Annotated in this window: 26 protein-coding genes and 1 pseudogene; 9 read left to right on the forward strand and 18 right to left on the reverse strand. The window is 35.9% G+C overall.

Going from position 1 to position 25,211, the window contains the following annotated elements:
- Positions 1 to 56: 56 nt before the first annotated feature.
- The 3 genes from sbnB to ACM26V_RS15595 form a co-directional block, all read right to left on the reverse strand.
- Positions 57 to 1,091 carry a 2,3-diaminopropionate biosynthesis protein SbnB gene (gene sbnB / locus ACM26V_RS15585; protein ID WP_416151890.1) on the reverse strand — a complete coding sequence of 345 codons (1,035 nt, stop codon included), beginning with the start codon at positions 1,089 to 1,091 and terminating at the stop codon, positions 57 to 59.
- Positions 1,092 to 1,160: 69 nt separating this feature from the next.
- Positions 1,161 to 2,066, reverse strand: a complete 906-nt coding sequence (gene sbnA, locus ACM26V_RS15590) for a 2,3-diaminopropionate biosynthesis protein SbnA (protein WP_416151891.1) — start codon at positions 2,064 to 2,066, stop codon at positions 1,161 to 1,163.
- 606 nt (positions 2,067 to 2,672) lie between these two features.
- Positions 2,673 to 3,653, reverse strand: a complete 981-nt coding sequence (locus ACM26V_RS15595; RefSeq protein ID WP_416147649.1) for an ABC transporter substrate-binding protein — start codon at positions 3,651 to 3,653, stop codon at positions 2,673 to 2,675.
- 120 nt (positions 3,654 to 3,773) lie between these two features.
- Here ACM26V_RS15595 and ACM26V_RS15600 point away from each other — a divergent pair, with 120 nt between their 5' ends.
- From ACM26V_RS15600 to ACM26V_RS15615, 4 genes are all read left to right on the forward strand, one after another.
- Positions 3,774 to 4,769 carry a FecCD family ABC transporter permease gene (locus ACM26V_RS15600; protein ID WP_416147650.1) on the forward strand — a complete coding sequence of 332 codons (996 nt, stop codon included), beginning with the start codon at positions 3,774 to 3,776 and terminating at the stop codon, positions 4,767 to 4,769.
- Entirely contained in the window at positions 4,766 to 5,797 is a 1,032-nt protein-coding gene (locus ACM26V_RS15605; protein WP_416147651.1) for a FecCD family ABC transporter permease, read from the forward strand. The genes ACM26V_RS15600 and ACM26V_RS15605 overlap by 4 nt, the downstream gene beginning before the upstream one ends.
- 733 nt (positions 5,798 to 6,530) lie before the next feature.
- A complete protein-coding gene (locus ACM26V_RS15610; RefSeq protein ID WP_416147652.1) occupies positions 6,531 to 6,806 on the forward strand; it encodes a hypothetical protein in 276 nt (91 codons plus the stop codon).
- 319 nt (positions 6,807 to 7,125) lie between these two features.
- Positions 7,126 to 7,677, forward strand: a complete 552-nt coding sequence (locus ACM26V_RS15615) for a hypothetical protein (protein ID WP_416147654.1) — start codon at positions 7,126 to 7,128, stop codon at positions 7,675 to 7,677.
- A 200-nt stretch (positions 7,678 to 7,877) separates the two neighbouring features.
- On the opposite strand, the gene ACM26V_RS15620 is transcribed toward ACM26V_RS15615, so the two are convergent.
- From ACM26V_RS15620 to ACM26V_RS15635, 4 genes are all read right to left on the reverse strand, one after another.
- Complete coding sequence (locus ACM26V_RS15620) at positions 7,878 to 8,354, reverse strand: DinB family protein (protein WP_416147655.1); 477 nt, start codon at positions 8,352 to 8,354, stop codon at positions 7,878 to 7,880.
- A 25-nt stretch (positions 8,355 to 8,379) separates the two neighbouring features.
- Positions 8,380 to 8,934: an HPP family protein gene (locus tag ACM26V_RS15625; protein WP_416147656.1), complete on the reverse strand. Its 555-nt coding sequence runs from the start codon at positions 8,932 to 8,934 to the stop codon at positions 8,380 to 8,382.
- Positions 8,935 to 9,059: 125 nt separating this feature from the next.
- Positions 9,060 to 9,641, reverse strand: a complete 582-nt coding sequence (locus ACM26V_RS15630; protein ID WP_416147657.1) for a CGNR zinc finger domain-containing protein — start codon at positions 9,639 to 9,641, stop codon at positions 9,060 to 9,062.
- 1,273 nt (positions 9,642 to 10,914) lie between these two features.
- Positions 10,915 to 11,364, reverse strand: coding sequence for an SMI1/KNR4 family protein (locus ACM26V_RS15635; RefSeq protein ID WP_416147658.1), 450 nt, complete (start codon positions 11,362 to 11,364; stop codon positions 10,915 to 10,917).
- Between the two features lie 175 nt (positions 11,365 to 11,539).
- On the opposite strand from ACM26V_RS15635, the gene ACM26V_RS15640 reads away from it, so the two are divergent.
- A protein-coding gene (locus tag ACM26V_RS15640; protein ID WP_416147659.1) for an IS3 family transposase occupies positions 11,540 to 12,690 on the forward strand; the annotation gives its coding sequence in 2 pieces (ribosomal slippage) (positions 11,540 to 11,798 and positions 11,798 to 12,690; 1,152 coding nt in all).
- A 374-nt stretch (positions 12,691 to 13,064) separates the two neighbouring features.
- Here ACM26V_RS15640 and ACM26V_RS15645 read toward each other — a convergent pair.
- The 11 genes from ACM26V_RS15645 to ACM26V_RS15695 form a co-directional block, all read right to left on the reverse strand.
- A complete protein-coding gene (locus ACM26V_RS15645) occupies positions 13,065 to 13,352 on the reverse strand; it encodes a hypothetical protein (protein ID WP_416147660.1) in 288 nt (95 codons plus the stop codon).
- Positions 13,313 to 13,540 (reverse strand): hypothetical protein, encoded by a 228-nt coding sequence (locus ACM26V_RS15650; RefSeq protein WP_416147661.1) that lies wholly within the window; start codon positions 13,538 to 13,540, stop codon positions 13,313 to 13,315. The genes ACM26V_RS15645 and ACM26V_RS15650 overlap by 40 nt, the downstream gene beginning before the upstream one ends.
- Before the next feature lie 433 nt (positions 13,541 to 13,973).
- Complete coding sequence (locus tag ACM26V_RS15655) at positions 13,974 to 14,282, reverse strand: hypothetical protein (protein WP_416147662.1); 309 nt, start codon at positions 14,280 to 14,282, stop codon at positions 13,974 to 13,976.
- A 315-nt stretch (positions 14,283 to 14,597) separates the two neighbouring features.
- Positions 14,598 to 15,116, reverse strand: a complete 519-nt coding sequence (locus ACM26V_RS15660) for a hypothetical protein (RefSeq protein ID WP_416147663.1) — start codon at positions 15,114 to 15,116, stop codon at positions 14,598 to 14,600.
- A complete protein-coding gene (locus tag ACM26V_RS15665) occupies positions 15,116 to 16,225 on the reverse strand; it encodes a hypothetical protein (protein ID WP_416147664.1) in 1,110 nt (369 codons plus the stop codon). The genes ACM26V_RS15660 and ACM26V_RS15665 overlap by 1 nt, the downstream gene beginning before the upstream one ends.
- Positions 16,226 to 16,347: 122 nt before the next feature.
- Positions 16,348 to 16,806, reverse strand: coding sequence for a DUF600 domain-containing protein (locus ACM26V_RS15670; protein ID WP_416147665.1), 459 nt, complete (start codon positions 16,804 to 16,806; stop codon positions 16,348 to 16,350).
- 14 nt (positions 16,807 to 16,820) lie between these two features.
- Positions 16,821 to 16,949, reverse strand: a complete 129-nt coding sequence (locus ACM26V_RS15675) for a DNA/RNA non-specific endonuclease (protein WP_416151892.1) — start codon at positions 16,947 to 16,949, stop codon at positions 16,821 to 16,823.
- A gap of 377 nt (positions 16,950 to 17,326) precedes the next feature.
- Positions 17,327 to 18,499, reverse strand: coding sequence for an IS200/IS605 family element RNA-guided endonuclease TnpB (gene tnpB, locus ACM26V_RS15680; protein WP_416147666.1), 1,173 nt, complete (start codon positions 18,497 to 18,499; stop codon positions 17,327 to 17,329).
- A gap of 211 nt (positions 18,500 to 18,710) precedes the next feature.
- The gene (locus ACM26V_RS15685; RefSeq protein WP_416147667.1) at positions 18,711 to 19,112 is read right to left on the reverse strand and encodes a contact-dependent growth inhibition system immunity protein; all 402 of its coding nucleotides are present in this window, start codon (positions 19,110 to 19,112) and stop codon (positions 18,711 to 18,713) included.
- Between the two features lies 1 nt (position 19,113).
- A complete protein-coding gene (locus ACM26V_RS15690; RefSeq protein ID WP_416147668.1) occupies positions 19,114 to 20,970 on the reverse strand; it encodes a pre-toxin TG domain-containing protein in 1,857 nt (618 codons plus the stop codon).
- Between the two features lie 115 nt (positions 20,971 to 21,085).
- Complete coding sequence (locus ACM26V_RS15695; protein WP_416151893.1) at positions 21,086 to 21,391, reverse strand: T7SS effector LXG polymorphic toxin; 306 nt, start codon at positions 21,389 to 21,391, stop codon at positions 21,086 to 21,088.
- Positions 21,392 to 22,116: 725 nt separating this feature from the next.
- Between ACM26V_RS15695 and ACM26V_RS15700 the strand changes: the two genes are divergently transcribed.
- The 4 genes and pseudogenes from ACM26V_RS15700 to ACM26V_RS15715 all read left to right on the forward strand — a co-directional run bounded on the left by ACM26V_RS15700 (position 22,117) and on the right by ACM26V_RS15715 (position 24,960).
- Complete coding sequence (locus tag ACM26V_RS15700; protein ID WP_416147669.1) at positions 22,117 to 22,407, forward strand: helix-turn-helix domain-containing protein; 291 nt, start codon at positions 22,117 to 22,119, stop codon at positions 22,405 to 22,407.
- A 369-nt stretch (positions 22,408 to 22,776) separates the two neighbouring features.
- Positions 22,777 to 23,256, forward strand: coding sequence for a competence protein ComK (locus tag ACM26V_RS15705; protein WP_416147670.1), 480 nt, complete (start codon positions 22,777 to 22,779; stop codon positions 23,254 to 23,256).
- Between the two features lie 62 nt (positions 23,257 to 23,318).
- Positions 23,319 to 23,588, forward strand: a pseudogene (gene tnpA, locus ACM26V_RS15710) (IS200/IS605 family transposase); the annotation flags it as partial.
- Between the two features lie 298 nt (positions 23,589 to 23,886).
- Positions 23,887 to 24,960 carry an EpsG family protein gene (locus ACM26V_RS15715; protein WP_416147671.1) on the forward strand — a complete coding sequence of 358 codons (1,074 nt, stop codon included), beginning with the start codon at positions 23,887 to 23,889 and terminating at the stop codon, positions 24,958 to 24,960.
- Positions 24,961 to 25,211: the final 251 nt, after the last annotated feature.

Genomic DNA, 25,211 nt, shown 5'->3' on the forward strand with positions numbered 1-25,211 from the left:
ACCGTTGATTTTCCAAATATGGTAGTTTTGAGTCAGAAGGTATCTTTTGAAAAGTTTTAATATAAACTCAACTTTATTCCAACATTGTCTAGTAGTGACTTTTGATAAATTCTTTGTGCACACGCAATATCTTCAATGGCCATACCCATTGGATTTAAAATAATAATTTCATCATCGGTTTCGCGACCTGACTTTTTGCCAATTAAGATTTCTCCCAATTCCGCATGCAACTGTGCTTTCGAAAAAGTTCCGTCAACCACAAGCTGGTTAATGACCTTCTTTTCCCGATTTGATTGCTCCCAGTCATCAACTACGACCTTATCTGCTTTCAAGAATACCTCCTTATGTACATCCATGATTGATATATTACTAATAAATGCCCCTTTTTGTAGCCAGTTGTATTCAAGATAGGGCTTGTCAGTTACCGTGCATGTTATGATCACTTCCCCTTGTCTAACTGCAATCTCCGCGGAATCGTTAACTACAAATTCTACAGTAGGATAGCGCTCTTTTAATTCAACAGCTAAATGCCCAGCTAACTCTCGGTTTAAATCGAACAGATGAATCGTTTTTATTTGCGGAAATTGTTCTAACATTGATAAGATTTGTGTTTTTGCAATCAAACCGCATCCAAGCGTTGTAACATGGTTAAATCCCTTTTTGGCAAGATAACGAGAAGCAACCACTGTTACCGCAGCAGTTCTCATACTACTAATTAAACTTGCTTCCAGGACTCCTATCGGATAATTGCTTTCAGGATCGTTCAAGATAATAACACCACTTGCTCTTTCCAACCCTCTTGTCGGATTAAGGTGGTTACTTCCAATCCACTTAATCCCTGAGACTGCCTCTTCACCACCAACGTGAGCTGGCATGGCAATGATACGGTCGGCGATATGCCCTTCCTTTCCCTGAGTCCGAAGATAAGGTTTTAATGGTTGAACATATTCCCCCCGCGCATGTTTTTCTAGTACATCGGATATCGCTTCTACGTAAATATTTGAACTGTCTCCTCCTAACTCAATAATGTCGCGTTTATTTAGATAAATAAGAGAAGGAACCTCTTTCTGTTCATTTCTTTCTGTATTTATTAACACGTAATGTAACTCCTTTCTGTATTCACATGGGATTTTTAACTACTCATAACGTATAAACTAGTTCTAATCCCTTAGCTTGGAAACCCAATCATCATCATAAACCGAGTCAATATATCGGTCCCCTCTGTCCGGAAGAAGCGTTACGATACGATAAGAATCAGGTAATGTTGGTAGCAATTTTTGCATGGCAGCAACTACTGATCCAGAGGAACCCCCTGCAAGAATCCCCTCATAGAATAAAAGGTCACGACATCCTTGTACAGATTCCCTATCACTCACATAAACAACTTCATCGATCTCGTCCCGATTAAGTATTTCTGGAATTCGGCTCGATCCTATTCCTGGAAGTTCTCTGGAAGCAGGTTTAGCTCCAAAAATAACCGATCCGACAGCATCCACTGCAACAACTTTAAGATTCGGATGCTTTTTACGAAGGCGCCGTGCGCAACCCATAATACTACCCGATGTGCTTACAGCTGCAACAAGACAATCGATCGGCCCACTTAGCTCCTCCGCTATTTCACTGCTGGCTCCATAATAATGTGACTGCCAATTAAGCTGATTAGCATATTGATTCAACCAAAAACTATTAGGTATTTTATTCGCAAGCTCTTTTACTTTCTGGATTCGAGTTTTTAGATATCCACCTTGGTCATCAAGGTCTTGTACCATCTCCACATTAGCTCCTAATTGTTCAAGAATTTTCACATTTGTTTTTGTTGTTTTTGGATCAATAACGCAAGTAAATTTTATTCCATAAACCCTTGCGACCATTGCAACTGCAACACCGAGATTACCGGAAGTGCTTTCAATTAAATGAGTATTGGATGTTATCATTCCATCCTGAATACCATGTTCTATAATAAATCTCGCTGGACGATCTTTCATACTACCACCGGGATTCATATACTCCAATTTTGCAATAACTTCTAGTCCTCTCTCGGGAAATAACCTTTCTAGCATGACCATTGGTGTATGACCCACACAACCTACTACCGAATTATAAACTGCTTGCGTTTTCTTACTTTTTAATAGAATCTTATGCAAATTAATCCCCTCACTTTATCGTTATAAATTAACGTTCAACTTTTTAACAAGTAAATTGGCAAGACACATCCATGTTCAATAATGATTATCAGTTTTTGCGCTAATAGAGTTTTAAGAACCCTCTCCTATCAACTTTTTATTGAATTTTTTTCGTTATGTAATCCCCCCTTTTTGAATATATTATTATTACCTAATTGATAATGATAATCACTATCAATTATAACTCTAGTAAATTATTACAGATATTACAATCATAAACTTTCATATTTGTTTAATTTGAATAATTAGTACTATTTTAAAAATGATATCCATTCCTTAATAACTAGATAATTTCTAAATATCACTGCTACTAATTACCTAAAAATGCCAAAAGACCACTACAAGGAAATAATCAATTACTAAAGGATCTTCAAGAAGTCATGGGTTTTCCACACCTTTTAATACAATCTCTGCATTCGATACGAGCCAAAAAATAACGATAAATAAAAAGGATTAACCTCTCTTCAAAAGAAAGATTAACCCTTTTTATTATTTCACTAAATATTGATTAACGTCATCTAACATAAGGTTTCGTGATTGAATTCCCATGCCACTTAACCATGTATCAGGCGATACCTCATAAACTTTATCTGCTTGTACTGCTTCTAGTGTTGCCCATAATGGATCTTCTTTTAGTTTCGTATTTATAATATTTTCAGGATCACGTTCAAACCAAAAAATAACATCCCCGTCTAAATCAGCAATTTGTTCTTCCGTTACCTCTTTACCGAAAGTCTCCTCTTGTTGAGCAGCAGGACGAGGAAATCCGAGTTCTTCGATAAATTGACCACTATAAGATTCCGAGAGATAAATTCGAACATGATCAGCCCTAGGACGGAGGATAGATAGTTCAGTTGTTTCCAGTTCATCTCCCATTTCAGCTTTAAATTCTTCCACCCGTTTTTCATAATCAGCAATTAGATCCTCGCCCTCTTCCGTTTTGCCAATTGCTTCAGCTTGGATTTGTAAGTCTTCTTTCCAATCTAAACCTAATGCTTCAGTAAGAACAGTTGGAGCGATTTCTGAAAGCTTATCATAAATTTTTTCATGTAAGTCTTTATTCCCCAGGATAATATCAGGATTTGCTGCTGCAATTGACTCAAGGTTTGGTTCGTCTACTGTGCCAACATTTTCAATTTCTTCCGTTTGAACTTCAAGATAGGACATAAACGGTTCATCCAAAAATATCGATGCAGCACCAACAGGTTCAACCTCCATTGCTAAAAGGTTATCTAGAGCACCATTATCTAATACAACAATTCTCTCCGGGTTATCCGGAACCTCTGTGTTACCCATTGCATGGGTAACAATTTTTTGATCGACACCATTCTCATTTTCAGTCTGTTCTTCTTCCGTATTGGTTTCTTGCTGTACAGACGTTTCACTATCACTACTGCAAGCAGCTAGCGAAAAAATAAGAATAACAGACAAAACAAAGAACTTTATGAAACTTTGATATTTCATTTTCATATTGTATTCCCTCCCTAAAAATGGTAATGTAGTGATAATGATAATCACTATCACTTACTATACTTAATAATAAATATATTGCAACCCTTTTTTTTACATTTTAGTTTGGGGGAACATCACATGAAGTTGATTCACCATGCCTTATTGATTTTGATTGGCCTCACCATTGTTACTCTTCTTGTTGTGATAAGTATTTCTTTCGGAATTGCCGACATTAATCTTAAAACCGTTTATCAGTCTTTTTTTAATTTTAACGGGTCCAGAGAACATTTAATTATTTTTAACGCACGTGTTCCAAGGGCAGTGATTGCGATGATGGTCGGAAGCTGTCTTGCTGTGGCAGGAACAATCATGCAAGCATTGACGAGAAACGCTTTAGCGGCACCTGAAATTCTCGGAGTTAATCACGGTGCGGCCTTATTCGTGGTCATTTCTATATTTTTGTTTGATATGACCGACCCTTCTACATATACGTGGTTTGCATTTGCCGGAGCAGGGATTGTGGCAACAGTAGTCTATTTACTTAGTTCCATGGGCCGTGAAGGCATGACACCATTACGATTAATTCTTGCTGGTGCCGCTATGACAACATTGATGAGCTCGTTAATTCAGGGGATTATGATCGTTAATCAACAATCTTTAGATAATATGCGTTTTTGGTTAGCTGGTTCGGTAGTTGGTAGAGATCTTTCATTATTTATGCAAATTTTACCTTATATGATGATTGGACTAGTTGTGCCTTTTTTTATGAGTAAACAATTAACCATTTTGAGTCTAGGGGAAGAGACTGCAGTAGGACTAGGACAAAAAACGAAGGCTATTAAAACGATCTCAATTATTATTGTCGTTCTACTTGCTGGAAGTTCAGTAGCCATCGCAGGACCTATTGGCTTTGTTGGTTTAGCTGTTCCTCACATTGCCCGTTCGATCGTAGGAACTGATTATAAATGGATTATTCCCTATTCAGCAATTTTGGGAGCTATTTTAGTCTTACTTGCCGATATAACCGCACGTTTTGTTTTAAATAATCAAGAGTTGCCAGTTGGTGTCATGACTGCAATGGTTGGAGTTCCATTCTTTATTTACCTCGCTAGAAAGAAGGCACATAAACTATGAAACTATCGAATAGCTTAGACAGTAAAAAATATTTTCTAGTTGATACACGAACATTCCTTCTCTTATTAGTTTTAATTATTGCCAATATCTTCGTGTTACTTATAAGCATCGGCGTAGGTGAATATTTCATTGCACCTTTCGATGTTTTAAAAACGATTTTTGGTATGGGAAACCCTGATTACGATTTCATTGTCTATTCATTAAGGTTACCAAGAGCATTAGTTGCCTTTCTTGTTGGAGTAGGACTAGCCGTTTCAGGGACAATTCTTCAAGGGATAACTCGGAATCCCCTTGCCTCTCCTGGGGTTATTGGGATAAATGCCGGAGCAAGTCTTGCTGCAGTGATTGTCATTGTGTTACTCCCGTCTTTACCGTTATCTTTATTGCCCTTCGCTGCTTTTGGCGGTGCTTTACTCGCAGCTTTAGTTACATATATCTTCGGATGGAAGGGCGGCACATCTCCTATTCGACTTATCCTTGTTGGAATCGGTGTCTCAACGTTAGCCAATGCATTTTTGACAGTAATTATCATGTTCGGAAATATCAACCTCGTTACTCAAGCGACAATTTGGATGACAGGAAGTGTTTATGCACGAAGTTGGGAACATTTGCTTCCTTTAATTAGTTGGTTAATCGTTTTGTTACCAATTACATTCATTTTTTATCAGAATTTAAATATCTTACATCTTGGAGACAATATAGCCAAAGGGTTGGGTATCAGGCTTGAATGGGACCGAGGCATTTTAATCTTACTAAGTGTTGCCTTAGCAGGAGTTTCTGTTGCTACAGCTGGTGCCGTCAATTTTGTCGGTTTGATGGCTCCTCACATCACTAAACAATTGGTAGGTACTACTAATCACGGAATCTTATTACCAGCTTCCGCATTGATGGGCGGACTTATTGTTGTTACATCCGATCTTATTGGAAGAACAGTATTAACCCCTTATGAAATTCCAGTAGGAGTCATTACGGCAATAATAGGAGCACCTTATCTACTATATTTACTTTTTGGTAGAAAGAATTTATAAGTCGATCAAATGGATAACATAATTTTTTTAAAACAGCCGAAGAGATAGCTGAAGATACGTAGACCAACATGCCTCCATACGTCCTACCATCGATATGTAAAGATTGGATACAACGTGGTTGGGTAGATGAGAGCACCAACCCGAAAATACAGTTTGACCAGACGAAACAATACAGGGTTAACCTCGTAAAGATTCAGAAAGATTTGAACAGAATTGGACTTTATCTAGACGGTTATAAAATCGACAGCCGTTCCTTATAAAGGGATCAGGAAATAAATGATCGCCTCTTTCGTAAGAGCTTACTAGAGAGGCGTGAGATTCATTTGATGAAGACAACTCCAATTTAGGCACACAAAATGGGAGGATGTGATTTCGCATGCAATATTTACTAAATTGGTAATTTTATCGAAGCCGAGAATGCTACCTTCTCATTTAGACGATCTCTTAATCATACAAATGTAAGGGTCAAACCCCTCCTAAAAATGAGGATATTTAACTATATTTATAAAAGTATAGAATTTATATAGATAATTGTATATTTTTAGTATTAAATAAATTTAGAAGGCGGAATTTTTCTTAAAGTCACCTTAAGTTTCCATAACAACGAATAGGATCAACAAGCAAAGTTGGTACAGAGTTTTGCAGAGTGTTAGGTAACTGCCTCCCTTTAAGCGAAATTAATGCAGAAGAACATGAGGAAAATATATACACTGAAGATCATCTCATGAACGAAATGAATGAAACTTTGAAAGAAGAGAATATGACAGTTTCAGACTTAGACATAAGTGCCGATAAATTAACGGTGACGTCTGAAATTGACACTGCTGATAACGATTTAGTTCAATCAATAATAGATATTGAACCGGGTGAAAATACCTTTGACCTGACTGTTATCGAAGTGGATGAGGATGAAAGCGAAACTGAAACAAAATATTTAGTTACAATTGATGATATGGATAACGAAAACATGATTGCCTCTTTCACGAATAGTGAAATTGGGGAAACTTGAAGGGATAGCATCAATAGCATCTGTTATACCCATCGGTATTGTGATGACTCAAGCTACACTGACTGCACTTTTTCATACGGGAGCAATGATTATTGTCTGCCTACGTAGTAGCTACACAAGCAAAGAAATCCAAAAAATACAATCATTTTGCTGCCATTCGTAGAGATGGTGATTTATATTAGTGGATCGCCAATAAATGAGGTTGATCAGCTAAATAACAAACCAAGGAAAGGGAGATATTATCATTGGCATCCGTATAAGAGAACACCAAAAGCTCACGTGTTTTATGGGAGTCCAGTGAAATAAGAAAGGTGACACAATGAAAAACTATGAAAGTCTTTATAAGAAATACTTACACAGAAAAGATCACTTATGTTTTACAAAAGAAGATGTAGAACGTATTATCATTAAAAAATTTAAAGCAACGTCCTTTCCAAAAGAGTATTTACTTGACTTAAAAAACGATGATCACTTTGAATATGATAAAATCTATAAATGTTTTGTGATCGATGATCCACAGATATTACATGGTCTTTATTCAGATGAAGAAAGAAAATGCCATCGTGAAGAACTTTTAGACCATAGGGAAAACCCGTTAAACCCACGAAAAGTGAAAGAATGGGATTATAATCATATCCTAATGGATGAACTGGAAGGGCGTCGCATTGATATTGTATTAGAAAGTAAGGACGGAGAAGTGATCACAGAATTTAAACTTAGGAATATGTGTGAGGCCGTTGGAGGGTATCTAAACGCATTAGTAGTTGGTATTTTATTAGAAAGAGGACTAGCAGAGTATCCTGAAGACATTCACGATGACTATTTTCAGTATTATTTAGAGAATTTAGAGAAATATGGGTTTTTAGATTAGTTTTTTTATACAATCAGTTGAATAGCGTCAAAAGGCCGCTTAAAACATTAAACTGGAATCAAGTATAATTCTTTTAGTTTAGCCTTTCAGTAATCCGCACCTCGAAAAATAAACCGTATCTTCAAGGTGCGAAACTCAAGAATAATGTTGTTAAAAAATAAGACTTTATTCTAATACTTCTATTCCCTCCCGAATACTTCTCATCTCCCACTTTGAATAATTCGGTTGATTGATTTAATCGCATCAAAGTGCATGCCTTCATGGTATAAACAAAAGCTAAGAAATTCTTCTACTGTTGATAATGTAAGACCTGTGGATGTTGTATAAGGTTGTTCTACATCTTCTTTCACCTTAAATTTCAATACTTGCTCAACCCTACGGACTTGATTTTCGAGCAAAAAGATTAATTCATGAATTGATGGCACCTCTTCTCCCCAATCGCCTGGTTTAGTGCCTGGATTAAATAATTCTGTAAATCGATCAGGTATGTTCATTTCTTCCCTAGCCGAATAAAAGGCGAACTTTTCTTGCACGACAAATATATGTCCAAGATTCCATTTAATATTGTTATTGAATCCTTCTGGAATGGTAAGTGCTGTCTCATCATTCATTTCTTCCACATGACCAATCGTATTATCCCGAACAAATCTTAATTGTTTAAAAATATAGTTTTCCACTTTATTCCCTCCTGAACATTCATAATCATATCCAAAATGTAGGATATTCCCGGTTACTGCGCAAATTATTAATAATCAATGCAAAGAAAACAATTGTCATCGATCCGATTAATACCGGTGTAATTAAATAACTCCAACTGTACGCGCCTAGCATAACAACAAGTGGATCTGCTCCTGCTGGTGGGTGAGTCGTTTTTGTAATCATCATAAATGCAATCGCTAAACCGACAGCTAAACCAATCGCCCAAGGTTCATTACCCAATAACTGATATATGACTATTCCAACGAATGTTGAAACAAAGTGTCCCCCAATAATATTTCTCGGCTGTGATAAAGGTGCGTTCCATGCACCAAATGCCAACACACAGCTTGCGCCAAAAGGAGCCATTAACCATACAGTTGCTGTCGTATTTGTTAAAAGTACTAACGCAAAAATGGTTATAAATCCACCGATTAACCCGGTTATTACGTCCTTTACATTTACCTTTAATGGACTTCTCCCTTTTCCTTTCATTTTAGTTAAATATTGTACGTGAAATATATGTGTATCGTCTCGCTTTACTGTTGTAGCGCGCTCCATCGTTCTCCCCCTCCCTTCCAATTATTTTTACTTTACACCAACTTAACTAACCTGTAAAGATATATTTTAGAGGTTAGTTAAGTTGTGTACAAAAAAACCAACTCTTGAAATAAGTTGGTTCGTCATCAATCATCGGATTTACGTTGTTGAAACCGTGCTGCTTTTTTTCTATTTCCGCATATCTTCATTGAACACCACTTGCGTCTTCCACTTTCATCAAAAAACAAAAGTACACAATCCGGGTTGGAGCATCGTTTGAGGGAGGACAGTTTTTTTGTTTCAATTAAAGTTAATACATCAAAGGAAATCAACGATAAAAGGGTATCTTCTATCTCACCAACAGGAATGGGAATCAATTTTTGATGGATTAATTTATATCTGAATGGTGCTTTTTCAACATTTTTTTCTAAAAAATCAATAAATTGATCTGGAACTGACTGTCCATCTGCTATTAATTCAAAATTGTCTCTTAAAACAGTCCGCATTTCTATAATACATAATAATACTTGTCCGATCCTCTCTCTAACCTTTAAAAATTGATTATCATCCCAATAGGAGTTCCTCTCTTTTATTACATGAAGCCAGTCCATCAAATCCTCTTCCGAGAGCATAAGATTATGACGCTGACCACGCCTTACTATTTCCGTGTTCACTAAATCAAGAGAAAGATAACCTGATATAAGTGGAAATTTGTTCGTTTCAGTCATTAAGTTTACCTCCAATTTTCCTATTGTATTATAACCATTAAAATAAATATTAAACGGTTATATTCATTATATCAGCATTTTGATTCATATTAGCCAGCTGTTATCGAGTGATGATTTCAACAATTTCTTTTGCAAATAAGCATATTGTACTAATTCCCGCATAAATCAGCGCTGCACTTACTGCTACATCTTATCCTCCTTGAAAAGTAGAAACGATTGCCACAAAGTGATTATTTGCTTATCATCATAGGGGTGATAAAGTGGAGAAGCAAATTCTTGATCTACTCACAGAAATGAATAAAAAAATGAAAAGCGCAAAATCAGATATCCTTTCTTTAAATCAGAAATGCACAATCGATTTGATACCATTGAAGCAAAACTAGAAGGTGTGACTAAAAATCTTTTCCCAGTAAATCTTTTTACATGACCACAGATCTACACTGGCCACTAAAATAATGCTTCACCCCTGTTCCACTTCTTTCCGAAGTTCTCTGATGGGTATCATTCAACCTTTCTCCATTTATACCTTTAGTTGTTCTACACCAATGATAGGTAAAACCGTTCAATCTGCAACTTCATCTGCTTGTTTGCAATTTCTAGCTCTGTCGATTTCCAATCAAATGATTATTCCAAAGCACGCTTTTTTAAGACAATTGGCTCATTTTATTTACATCCCATTTTACTTAACAAGGCAGCTGGCACTGGATTTCCTTGCCTAATATAATAGTCCCGCTAAGTATTAAAATTGAAGGATATCTGTAAAAGAGATTTGTCGTTAGTAAATTGGGGGCGTCTCTTGTCTGTCGCAAAAAGCCGTGTGGAGGTCCCTTCACATAGCGCCGGAAGCACCAGTTCTAAAAGGACAATTCGACCAAAAGAACCGTCCCCGCGGTCACCATGTGTTTCCAGTTACTTGGTAGCCCTTTTACTATATCATTTTTAGTCATGTTAGGAATATTATCGGCACTAATTTTTCCTGCAAAATTACCTACACGATTTCCATCTCCCTTACCAAGCCATTTCCCTATAGTACCACCAGCAAATTTACCCCTGCCATTTAAAATATCATCTCGTCCATTTCTCGTTATCTTTCAGTTCATCTAAGTATTAAAACAATATTCCATGATGATACAACCTTCATGAGTTATGAATTTCACACAAGCATTTTTATGTCGTCCATAGTTTAAAATGCTCACAAAAAAACACTTGTTGTCTATTTGACAATCAAGTGCTTTATAGTTAGCTTTATAATATATTTCATTGCTAATACTTTTTATTCTTCGGTGTCCTCATATAAATTATCCAAGAATTCATCAATATCATTTGCTAAAAAATACATATTACTCATATCATCAGGATCTTCTGGTTCTTGCTCATGATCCCAAAAATAAATTTTTTCATAATATGGCTCTTTAGTACCTAAGCATATAACATTACTTGCTGAATCATCTGCAATTGGAATAAAGCCCTTCGCAAGCCTAAACTCATATATATCTATAACCTTCTCTAAATTATCATACATATCTCCAATTCCATTAAATACATTCAAAACACTTTTCCCAAGTTCATCAGAAATATTAAATATACTAAGTTCTGGGTATCCACCATTCCATTGAAGTAAAAATCTCTTATATTTTTCCGTTAATTTCACACCATTTTCTATTTCAAACTGATCAATCTCTTCCATAGAAAGTTTCTTATGTGAGTTTTCAATTTTTACCATAATAATATCCCCCTCTCAATTTATTTTCCATTAACAATTGATACTCCGCCAGCATGAGTAAATTCCCTATGAATATCTTTATCCACAAGAATGATGTTAGCCTAAACAGTGGACACGGTAAATTGGGAGAAATTCTAGTATAATGATACCTAACAATTTAACGGGAGTGTCCAATATGAGAAAAACGTATGATAAGGAATTTAAAGTCCAAGCAGTCCGTATGGTAAAGGAGGACGGGAAAAGAATAGCTGAAATCGCTAGAGAATTAGACCTGGCAGAACAAACACTGCATAACTGGATAAAGAAATACGAGATCGGTAAAGAAGCAGCCTTTGTAGGTAGTGGGAATGCCAGTACGGAAGACAAGGCTGAACGTGACTTTAAGAAACGCATTCGAGACTTAGAAGAGGAAAATGCGATCTTAAAAAAAGCTATGGGCATCTTCGCCAAAGACCAGAAGTAATTTATGACTTCATTAAACAGCACCGACACGATCACCGTGTAGCGAAGATGTGCCAAGTATTAGGTGTTTCTAAAAGCGGCTACTACGCTTGGTTAAAGCGTCCTACGAGTTATCAAAAAAAGAAACGAGAAAAGTTAACCGCACGCATTAAGAGAATTCATTTAGAGTCAAGGAGCACATACGGAAGCCCAAAGATCACAAAAGTATTGGAGGGCTTGGGCGTCAGGATTTCTCAGAAAACCGTGACACGAATCATGAAGGAAAATGGCATCCGTTCTAAGACGGTTAAAAAGTACAAAGCGACAACCAACTCTAAGCATAATCTACCGATCTATCCAAATCTATTAAATCAACAGTTTACAGTAGAACGCCCAGGACAAGTGTGGGTAGCTGATATTACGTATATATGGACGAGCGAAGGTTGGCTGTACTTAGCATCGGTGATGGACCTTTATTCAAGGCGTATTATAGGCTGGGAAATGGATGGACGGATGACGAAGCAACTTGTTATAACAGCTCTGAAACGAGCGATGATTACACAGCCACCAGCACCTGGTCTTATCCACCATTCCGATCGTGGCAGCCAATATGCCTCCAACGATTATCAAGCGTTATTACGTGAAAATGACGTGAGATCAAGCATGAGTAGAAAGGGTAACTGTTACGACAACGCATGCATAGAGTCCTTTCATGGTGTGATTAAACGTGAGTTAATTTTTCATGAAAACTATAAGACTAGAAATCAAGCGAAAAGAAGCATCTTTGAATATCTTGTGAGCTTTTACAATTACAAGCGAATCCATTCAACCAATAATTATATGTCTCCAATGGCTTATGAAAAGCAGTATTCCAAAGCTGTGTAGAATAAATGATCCTCGCTGTAGAAGTACCTTACTTTTACGGGGAGGACAACAAGCAGAGCGCGGTAGGGTTTGACTGAAATCTCCGTATTCTCTTTTTCCATTTTCTTGACATAGTATCAAAAAACAAAAAACACCTGTTGCCTAAAAAAGACAATCAAGTGCTTTTTAGATAGCTATATAAAGTAATTCATTACTATTCCTAACTTCAAACCAAAAATTCTGTTTAATATCGAAGTTCTAGGCTTTTCCCTATGATAATATATATTTTAAAACCATTGGTTGAACTTAACCTACTTCCTTAAAAACTTTTGAACTTCCTACCACCTAGTTATCTCTTATATCATTTCTTAATAATAAGTAGCATTTGAAGTTAGTTATCCCAGTTTTTTATAAAACTCATATAAATCTAATAGTTTAATTCCAAGTCCGCTATTAAAATCCCAAGTGTCGGTAATAACCCTTGGATATGATGGGATATGACTTTTAGATTCAATCATTAGTTCTATATCTTTATAGAAATTTTCAAGTTGACTTATTGTCCCCACTTTACCTTGACCTAATTTGTGAGCTTTAATTTCACAGTCTAACTTTATTTTCACTTTTTCAGCTTCCTTAATAAAGTTTAAGGTTTTATTAAGTCGTCTAGGTTCGTTATGTACCATTGTTCTACTCCTCCAATATATTGATTACCCATTTGAAACTGCGGGCCAGCTTTTCCTTTAATTATAATAGTGTCTGGTTTAACTTGCCATTGTTGAATACCTGTCATTCTGTTCCAATCTGGTGGAAGTGCTAAATTACTTCTATTCACTTGTGGCGAAAATGTTTCAAATAAATATCTCCCTTTCACAGTAGCATTAATATCGTCATAGAATCTTAATCCATAAGTATTTGAACCAGAAACATCAAGCTTAATTGTACCGATCTCAAACGATTCTAATGTAGTCTTTCTGAATTGACGTGGTACTCCTAGTGATTTTAAATATTCAAATGCTTGTTTTACACCATATATGGGTCATTAAGGTTAACCCTACCCTTACCAACATCTATACCCGATTTTTTTCTACAGTAGGACTTTTCGTTACATGCGGTGATCGTCCATACCCATTATTTCGCAAAGCATTCCCCGCAACTCCTCCACCTGTTACAGACCCTATTTCACCTTTATACCATTATTACTAACTCCTTTTGCACCTGCAAGATACTCGTCACTGGGTAGCCCCACCAATATAAAAGAAACCTTGAAAGGTTCGTTAGCCAATCAAGGTTATTCTTAAATATTATTAAATTTCTACCTTATTCTCAATTAAATACTTATCTCCCAATTTTTCTTTAATTAAGGTTATAGTCTTTTCTACCTTCTTAAAAAATACGGTCTTTTCATTTTCTTTTGAAAATCCTTTGAACTCAAAGTTGATATCATTGTCTTCAAATAGACTGTCGTATATATTCTGTATCTCTAAAAGCATATTATCAATTTCGTCTTCACCCTCGAGTTCTCCAACTAAATCATTATCAACTAATTCACCTTGTTCATTATATATCCACATTGGATAGCATTGATATTCCAGAAATATCTTAATAATGTTCATGGTTCTCCCCCTTCTTATTATGGTTATAATTTTGGATTTGCCCCTACAATATAACCATTATTTCCAACAGTTATAGCAATTCTTTGTTTCTGTCCGTTGAATACTAATTCATAAATTGGTCTTCCGTTTCTTCGACCTTTTTTCTACATTGATGGTACAATCTTCATGAGCTATGAATTTCAGAAAAAATATCGTTTATGTTGTCATTTCATAAAATCTCTATTTTTTTATAAAAGCAATGGATAGATATTCCCCCCATCGTTTTCAGTCTCATATATTTTCTATTATATGCTTCAGCTTAATATCCAACTATAGTCAGATAACATTTCCACTATTCAACAAAAGAGAATAATCTCCCTCGTCAGTAGATAGTCTTAATATATTACTATCTAGCTCAAAATCTGTAATTACTTCGCTAGTATGCTCCCAATGTTTTTCTCCTTTAAAAGTAAGACTAACAACACCTAACTCGCATAAGACAAGAAAAGTTACGTCTGATGTTTTCATCACTTCATAGACAATTGAATCAAACTCTTTCACCCATCTCATTGCATTGTCTTTCAAATCTACACAATAAACTTTTTCATCAATACTTATAAAAATACAATTTTCCATTCTGCCTATCAGTGCTGATGGCTCAATACCATGTACTCCACCAAAAATACCAATAAAAGTAGATTCTTTTCTTTTGATACTTATCCCATAAAATTTCTTTTTATCCACACATTTAGTATTGATTAGAATAGATTGGTTAACTTCAACATATTCTTTAAGTTCTGACTGTGACTCAAATTCATAAAGTTCATAATCATTATATTTATTAACTAATCTCATTATTTTCCTCCAAAGAGTTTAATAGTTATCAATTTTTCTCCGTCCCATACAGATTCCACTTTTAATACTCCATTTGGACCTGTTAGTATGGACTCTCTGACAATCCGACCATTATCTTGAGTCTTTAAGATACTTGAAGCATCATTGAACGTATCAGTTAAGTTATCAAGAAAACGTTTCCTACCAGTTTTATTATCAAAAACCCCAATACTGTTCAATTGCCTTTCCATAGCAATAGAACGGTCGATATTGTGCTTATTGCCGGTTGTATTACCAAAAACATACTCCATCTTCCGATCAAAATTAGGTGTAACTTTTATAGTACCCTTACCAACATCTATACCCGAATTTTTTTCTATAGTAGGACTTTTCGTTACATGCGGTGATCGTCCATGCCCATTATTTCGCAAAGCATTCCCCGCAACTCCTCCACCTGTTACAGACCCTGCCAATATATTACCGTTACCCACATTTCCATTTGTGCTATTCGTTACTTTTCCAAATCCTCCACCGTTTCGCAAACCCTTCCCCAGCAGTCCTCCACCTGTTACAGACCCTGCCACTCCGAAACTGCTCATCCAGTGTTCTGCTGAATAGGGTTCTTCCGGATTGACGGCTCCCTCTAGCATGCTTGATGTACCCACGCTAAAGTAATCTAGATAATCCCTTACGTTTCCGTTATCTTTTATCGCCTCATACCTTGCTTCCAAGCCATTATAACTATTTATCGCACCACCCGGTAACCCAAACATGAGATAGTTCGCAAAATCATAACTAGAATCAAATTTCTTCTCATTTCTTGCTAACATTCCATCATACATGGATAAACCAATTTCTTTAAAGCTATTTACTGATTTTGTGACTGGCTCAAAAATTCCTTTCGCAGAAGATTTTTTCGAGTATTTTTGCAGGCCGCCTCTTTGATTTATATTACGAGACTCTCTTGAGTCTACCAATGATTGTTTGGTCTTATCTTTCTTAGAGACAAGCAGGCTACTAAAAAAAGAATTTTTCTTCGATTCTACCATATATGCTTTAATCACCGGCAATTGTTTTTCAAAGTTATTTAAGTCAGCAATCTTACTAGTTGTCTTCTCTACTTTACTCACAGGGATCTAATTTCTTGAAAATACAAATTCAGTTTTTTGTTCAGATATCAGATTTTATAAAAGTAAAACTATAAAAACAACAAAAAACCTTGAAAGGCACTGAGCCAATCAAGGTATCTTTTTCACAAATCAGATTTCATTTCTTCAAACCATTCCATAGAAATGTTATTTGCTACTTTATCTGGATGATTAGAATACACTATACCATATTTATAGTCTGCTTTAAGACTATTGTTAACTACATTATAAATTAACTTAATCTCCGATGGCATTTCTCTATTATATTCTTCACATAAATCAATCATTTCCTTAATATTGTTATTTAATACACTTAGTACTCCTCTTTGACGTTCAACAGAAGTATCATATTGTAATTCTTGTGTATTATCAATAGCGTTGTTTAATTTATGCCTCATAATAATTTCGCCATTTATACAATAGAAAAAGTCACTAGAAATAACTTTGGCTTCAAACGAGCAGTATATAAATATTTTTTCTGCTCTATTTTCAACATATTCTAAACAAATGGAAACCATGTCTGCTTGTAATTCGCTAAATTTATCTTCAAAAATCTTGCTCATATACATCACTTTCCTTAATTCAATAAATTCTTAATAAACCGCTCTCCATCTATTTCATATTGTACCTCAAATGTTGATGGTCTTTTACTATTTCCACTATACTCTAACTTAACATTTACATTTACTTGTTTACCATCTTTTATTCCATTTGCCCATTGGTTTTCCTATTGTTTTATTATACTTGTTAAGTGCGGCCAATCCTACAGCTTAATACTTTTCGATAGCTGTCAAAATGAGGCGCTAGGCGTTCTGCATCAAATAAGCGAATAAGCCTTTCTCTTTAAATCATCCCCTATTAAATAGATGTATTATTTAGTTCATATAGGAATATACCCCTTTTCAAGTTAGACAAAAGACTTAGTCATCTAAACCGTATAAACGACTTGTGTTCCTAAACCATACGCTTTGATTTTATCTACTACTGGTAAACCTATATTTGAACTACCCGCCACTTAACTGCTCTTGCGAACTGTTTGAAGTGGGGGATTCCTAAGAACACCTTCGTAACCGAAAGTTTTGATTAGGCTAGCCCCGTCGCACCGACGGTTAGAAGCCTTATAGCTTCATGTTTGAGATTTAATCCTGCGTTCATATCGCGGTCGTGATGCATGCCACAAACACACGTCCACTCACGCACATTCAGATCTTTAACGTCTTTGTTTTTATAGCCGCAACGTGAACAACGTTGTGAGCTAGGGAAGGTTTTGCTCACTTCCACCACCGTCTTCCCGTACCATTTAGCTTTATATTTCAACAGGCTCTTAAATTGAGACCAAGATACATCAGCGATTGATTGAGCTGTTTTCTTATTTTTCATCATGTTCGATACTTGCAGACTCTCCATTCCGATAATATCGTGGTTTTTGATGATATCCGTCGAGGTCTTATGCAAGAAATCTGTCCGCTTGTTTTCAATCTTTTCGTGAATTCGAGCGACCTTGATTCGTTGCTTGTTCCAGTTGCTAGAACCAATAACTCGCCTTGATAGAACTTGTTGAGCCTTTGCTACCTTTTGTTCTAACGACTTAAAATAACGATGGTTTCTATATCTTGTTCCATCTGCAAGGATAGCGAAGTCTTTTAGTCCTAGATCAACGCCTGTACTGGTGTTTGTCTTCGGCATCTCAACGACGTCTGTTTCAGCTAAGATTGACACAAAGTACTTACCACTTGGATTGCGTCGTATGGTCACATTTATGATTCGCCCATCCACGTCACGACTTTTAGAAAACCGAACAAGACCAAGCTTCGGCAACGTGATGTGTTTACCTAAAATTGCGATATTTCCATTGGTGTGCTTCGTGACATAGGACTGTATCTTGTTCTTTTTACTTTTAAACTTAGGAGCTTTGTTTTGTTTTTTATAATACCTTTGGTAAGAATCAGCGAGGTTTTCAACGGACTTTTGCAAGGAAATACTATCCACTTCTTTTAAAAAAGGGTAATGCTCTTTTAATTGGCGAACCGCCTTAACTGACGCGTATTTGTTGAAAAACTCTCCTTTCCAGTTATTTGAAGGGAGATGACCGTTTTGCACCATTTCTTCGACGATGTACCAGTAAGCGTCTTTTTGCTTCTGCTTACTGAGGAAGAAATTGAACACGAATCTTGAACAACCGAGCGTTTTATGAATGAGCTCGACTTGTTTCGGATTAGGAAAAATACGAAATTTGAACGCTTTTTTTACTAACATGACATCACCTTATTTACAAACGTATGTTCTAATTATATCATGAGGTGAGTCTGTTGGCTATCGCCAACCGCCATGGCTAAAAGCCCTTCTCGCGATGGAAGAGGGAGTCTTCTGGCGGAAAACGATAAAATGAACGATTCGTCACTGGATAGCCCCACTAACAAATGAAAACCTTGCAAGGCATTTAGCCAATCAAGGTAAAAGTTAAAGTTTAGTACAAGTTTATTTTAGTCAAAAATTTATCTACTAAGTCTTTATATTCATTAAAATCCTCATCACTCATAAAATTATCCATTTCTACATTTTCTTTTATGTCCATAAGTACTTCTTTTAGTGGTTCCTTTTGTTCTGTAACTTTTTCCATATTAACAGAAAATAGTAGCTCTAATAACTGACCATCATAGACATCACCTTCAAGAGGATTATGCTTAAGAAACACTATTGCTTTATCTATTGCTAATTCAATAAAAATATTCTGTTTAATCATTCTACATAAATCAATAATATCTAATTCTGTAATATCTTTATTTATTAAAGTACTATACCATTCATCCAATGCATAGTCTTCTTGGACTTCATCCTGCGGCAATTGATAAATATATCTTATCTTCATTCTATATCCCTCCAAAAGGTTCAAATAAGTCTTCTATTTTTTTTATATTTTTATTAGCCTTATCCAAACCATCTTGCAGTACTTTTCTTGTTCCAGCGTCTAAGTTCGGATTATTTAATGAACCATCTAACCCTTTTCTTATCTTAACCAATCCTTTATATGAATCTTGCATTTCTTGAAGATGGTTCCAATAGCCCCCACCAGGTTTAGGAACAGGAATACCTTGTAGGTCTCTTAAAGTCCCTGAAAAATCTTTGTCTGTTAAATGTTTATTTACTATATTGTCTAAAGTTTCAAGATTTCTTTGTTGTGCTCTAGTAACATTACCTGTACCCTTAATAAGTTTACCACCATGTTTCACGCCCTTGATTATTGGTCCCCCAATAATGCCAGCACCAGCTAATGCACGTTCCCAAGATTCTAGTTCACGCCCAGTAATCGGATCAGATGCAAACACAGTTTCATATCCTGCCTTCACGTTACTAATCACAGGTATAAAATCTGTCACTACTGAAGTAACCTCTCGTTTAGCATTCTCGTTATTGCTAGCTTTGGCTTTGTATAACCCGGATCCCACTTTCCAAATAAATTCCGCTTGGCGAAGTCTATTGGTAACCGTTTTATCCCACCAAGTTTCTTTTGGACGACTAACATCCACGTTATCCCCATTAAGGCTAGTGGATTTAGATCCCGTAATAATCCGGGTACCAGCTAATGCACGTTCCCAGGAGTCTAATTCACGCCCAGTAATTAGTTCAACTCCAAACACAGTTTCATAACCGGCCTTCACGGTACTAACACCAGGTATAAAATCTGTCACTGTTGAAATAACCTTTCGTTCAACATTCCCGTTAGTGCTAGCTTTGGCTCTGTATAATCCGGATCCCAATTTCCAAATATATTCCGTTTGACGAACGCTATTGGTAACCGTTTTATCCCACCAAGTGTCTATCTCTAATTTTCTTTGATTGACAGTTGGACGACTTACACCCCCTTGACTCAATATTTTCATCGTTACGAAAATATTATAGTAAGTTGCTCGAGTAATTTTTCCATTAATAAGATCTGTAAAAGCAAGATTTAAAATCTTCTGATTTCTCTCATCCATACCTTTTACTGCAGCGTCGTTTAATTGCTTAATCTGCAATAACGACATATTTTTAATGGAATCTTGATTTACTTCCACAGGCGTTCCTATTGTTTTATTATACTCTTTAAGTGCGGCCAATCCTACAGTTGCTTCTCTTTCTTTATAATCTGTAAACCTAGCACTATCACTTACAGCTCCTGCACGATGTAACGTTGTTTTGATCTCTTGTAATAGGGTCTCTATTTCTGCCGCGCTACGTCGACCTACACTTGTGAATGATTGGACATCTTCTATAACATTCTCGGCTACGTTTATCGCCATATCATGATCATCCTTAACGTTACGGACGGACGGCGTCGTTGCACTGCTAATATCTGAAACACTACGAATGATGTTACTCACTTCACTATGAAGTACTTCTAAAGCCTCATTTTGTTCATGAAGATCTTCCATGGTATCTCTAACATAGTCACTATTGATTATCGTTTTACTACTTTCATCTACCTTTGATTGAAAATCTTCTATGTGTTGATTCAAATTTTGATGGATATCATGCAATACCCCGTTAAACGTGGTCAACATCGTCATATGAAAATCACTAAAATAACTTTTTGCCTGATCTGCGGTTTCCCCAGAAAAAGAACTCATATTGCAAATGTCTTCTATGTTCTGTGCTACTTTTAAAAGACTGACGGTTATATCTTCAGATGTTGATTTAAATTCATCAGAGAAGGCTATCACTTCTGACAAATCTACTTTATGTCCCATAGAATTTCCTTTCTTCTTTAGCGTATTGACTGTGGACAAAAATGAAGTGATTTGCTGATACTAACTCTTGATCATTTCCCCTCATTTGTTCCCCTGTCTGACTTAAAATAGAGAACTACTTCTCTTCAAGATATGTATCGTCGATCACCGCTTTATCACTAGCATCAATCTCTTCGTAGAAGTCTTGGAGATGATTCGCTATGTCTCTTTCTAATTGTTCAAAAATACTTTTAAAAGCTTGGAGAAGCGGTTCGTGCAATACCTTAAAATACTCTTTTGCTGTATCTGCCGCTTTTCCCTGGAACGTATCCATTTGCATGACCTGATCTAGATTAGCTTTGACATTATCTAATTCTTCTCGAATAGACGCCGTATTGCTTTTCGTCTCTTCATAAAAAGTCTTCACTTCCGAAATATCCACTCTCAATTTAGACACACTCCAATGATAAATCATACAATATATGTCATACTTTACCATATATTGATAAGGTTGAGGTATAGGATTATATTACCATTTATTAGTCTATTCACTAGCAAATAGACCCTACTTCGCTACTGTAATTTAGATTCAGGAAACCGTCATACATTAGCGAACTAATAATAAATTTAGGCAAAACGGTTCGTCCAAAGCAGAAATGAATTTATATGAATTGGAAGTAAGACAAGAAGAATAAATGTATCGAACCGCACACATCATTACCGCTCTTCTCAACAAGGATAATCTAACGATTAGGGGCGACTTAGCACATTCCTCCTCATCACGCCAGGTAATTCCCTCAGAGAAGCGAATTTTAAAGTTAAACAGCACTTTATGAGATTAATGCTTTACACTTTACCTAAGTGGGAGGACCCATTTTTAGAGAGTCACACCTAAACTTCTGGGAAAATCGTGCCCTATCTCCCATACCCCAAACTATTTCTCAATTTTCCCCCCACTTCACATCACGTTAACCACCGTTAACACTCCTCAACACAGAAACATTTCCACTCATATAACCGAAAGGGTCCGGTCCTTTTTCGATCACAAGAACCATTTCTGCGATTGCGAATTTTAACTATATTTATTTTGCCCCAAAATACACACGATAGTGTGTGGATGATGGTGACGTTCAACTAGATAATATTCCTATGAAGGAGGCTTATCTAGTGAATAATAATCAAACATTGGAAGAACGAGTGAAACAATTTAATGGAGAAGCCCTTCGATTAGCAAGAAAAAGTAAAGGCCTTTCTAGAGAAGAAGTATCTTATCGTGCTGACTTGCACATTAATTCACTTGCTTCATATGAAAGAGGAGATAAAGATCCGACAAGTTTTCAGCTTTTAAAGATTGCGCAAGTACTTGGAATAGATGATCTCGATCAAATATTTAAACAATCAAAAAAAGAAATATATCCATTTATACAAAATAGAATGGATAATTCCTCCACTGATTGAAACCTCAACTTTCTAAAAACATATTTTTTCCCCCTTCAATATTAAAAAACAAACATTACTAATGCACTTCTCACAACCTCCAAATCTTAAATTCTTTCCACACATATATCTACTAAACTAGGGAAGTGTTAGGCATCAATTCTAAATATATTGTGAATACTTGAGCATGATTGACCTTTGTAATCTTCGTCCGCCACTACGACAATTCCATAGAAAGTATCTATTAATTTCTATGTTTAGATAAATATCAAACAATAGAAAGCGATGTAATAAACCTCCGCACGAATTAAATCAAGCGCTTACACTAAAATTCCAGCTAGCACCTAAGCTAAACCAATCTTCCATTAACCTAACTAGGAGTGCATAAAAATGACCAAACTAGCTTTCACTATTTTGAACGACTATACCATTAACAAACGAACAATGGCTTTACTTCCCGCTGCTCATACCGATTACAGAACGATCGTCATTGAGGAGAACGCGACCTATTACATCAATCAAAAACCTCTCGATCTTATCAAACTAGCTTGTTTCAAAGGTGGCTCTTCTTATGATGGCAGGCGTTTGGCTGCCATGCATGAACTTGCCATCTACAAAAAAGTTCCCGTCGCAATCAACACTCACGACGGTATCTATACCTTCCCAACATGCTCACCCAGCTTATTTCACTGCCACTGGATATTCTACGAGTACATCCATTCGATTTGCCCCGTCCCCAAAGTTTCCAATCAATGCTTGATTACCTTTAAAAACGGTGAAAAAATCACCATCAACGTATCACCGAAAATCATCAGAAGACAACAATATCGAACCGCTCACATCATTCATCGCTTTTCTCAAAAAGGATAATTATAATCTAACGGTGCGGGGGATTCAGCGCCCCCCGTACTACTCCATGTAATTTCCTAAGGTTAGTTAGTATTCCACCTAAATTAAGTGTATCTCAATTCATGGGATATTTAAAAGGAAAAAGTAGCCTTATGATATTTGACCGTCACGCCAATCTAAAATATAAATATGGAAATCGTAAATTTTGATGTCGAGGGTTCTATGTTGATACTGTAGGCAGAAACAAAAGGAAAATAAGAGACTATATTAGAAATCAGCTAAAAGAAGACTATATGAGCGATCAATTAACATTGTTAGAAGAATATGACCCGTTTCCAGGCCAAAAAAAATAAGAAAAAATAAAAAATTCTTCAGAATTAGCGGGGGGGGGTGTGGTGCAGGAGGGAAACAGTTCAGTGGGCCTTTTAGGCCAAGGCCGGTAAGAGAGGCTTTCAGCCGCAGAGCAAACCACCAGTTCACACTGGTGGTTTTGATTTATAATGAAAAAAAGATGTTAGGGAGGATCAAAAATGCCTTGTCACTTACCGATTGTACATAGGGATTAGTTGCGTCCAGTAGTTCAGTTTATAGTACTCATTTAGTCGCAAAATATGGTATACTAATTTCACATTTGTTTTGGAGGTATACTTTATGATTTTTTCTACTGCACTAACTGGTTGGGTCTATTTAATTTCTAGCACTCCACAAAATTCTATAATTAATAATCGATACAACGTAAATTTCGTCTTGTTTTGCGTTTGGTCTTATATATCTCTAACTTTATTTTTCTCTGAAATTAATACAGTAGATATGCCTAGGTACGTACACAGGTTTTTAAGTTATGAAAATATGTCTTTTTCCACCTTAATGAGAATAGCTGATAGTGAATATCTTTTTTTGATATCTTCTTGGTTATTGTCTAAGGTAGTAGCCACCCCCAATGTTTATCATGTATTCATTTGGGTATTGGTGTCAGCTTTACTTATCTATTCTCTCAATAAATTAACCTCTTCCTGGGAAAAGATGATTCTTTTTTATACTTACTCTGTTTTCTTTTTAACCGCTAACTTTGCTACAAATGTCATTCAGCAAGGCGTAGCCGCTTCACTGTTATTGGCAGCATCAATATTACTGATCAAAAAGGAAAAGAGCTTTTTATTCTTTGTTTTTATTGTTAGTGCGCCATTATTTCATTTTTCTGCATTACCCCTTTCTTTAATACTATTTGTTATGCGTAAATACAATTTCAAGTTAAAGACTTTCATTTTGCTGTGGTCATTAGCTGCATTTACTTATATAACTGGTTTAAACGCAAACCTTGCGAACTTATTTACTTCTTTTATACCATACATCGATATTTATTCTTCGCAAGATCGTATTTCGGGCTATGGAAATGTTAATCGATTTGATTTCTTGATTTTTAGTTTTACTATTTTTATTATTTCATTTTATTCCCTTAAAAAATTCTTGAAAAATTCCGAATTATATACTGCGTTATTAAAAGTTTACCTTGTCTTCAATACGATGTTTTTACTTACAGGATTTTTAGCATATTCCGACAGAACAGCAGCTTATTCTTGGTTTTTCATACCTCTGCTAATTTGGTATCCAATTTTTAAAAGTAACCATCCCAGCATCGTTAAATATAAAGTAACTCTGTCTTTGATATTACTTACCTTATTTGTTGGATTTTCTTTCGTCACCCAATCATTGATGTTTTTCTAATCCGGACTAATGAATTAATTTCACTAGGGTGATGTCACACAACCGTATTCCGTTTCTTTTCGTCATATAGAACCACTCTCTATGTAATTTACTTAAACTGTGGTGGGATCTAAAAAAGTAATTTCAACGAAACAATATACGATATCGAAAAGGAGAAAGAGCTATAGTTAATTTTGACTTTTCTACATTTATTTACAATGCCATGGAATTCGCTGGATTACGGCTAAAAACAAACAAAAACCAAGTAATAA

The sequence above is a fragment of the Salipaludibacillus sp. HK11 genome, from assembly GCF_047795645.1.
GTDB lineage: Bacteria > Bacillota > Bacilli > Bacillales > Salisediminibacteriaceae > Salipaludibacillus.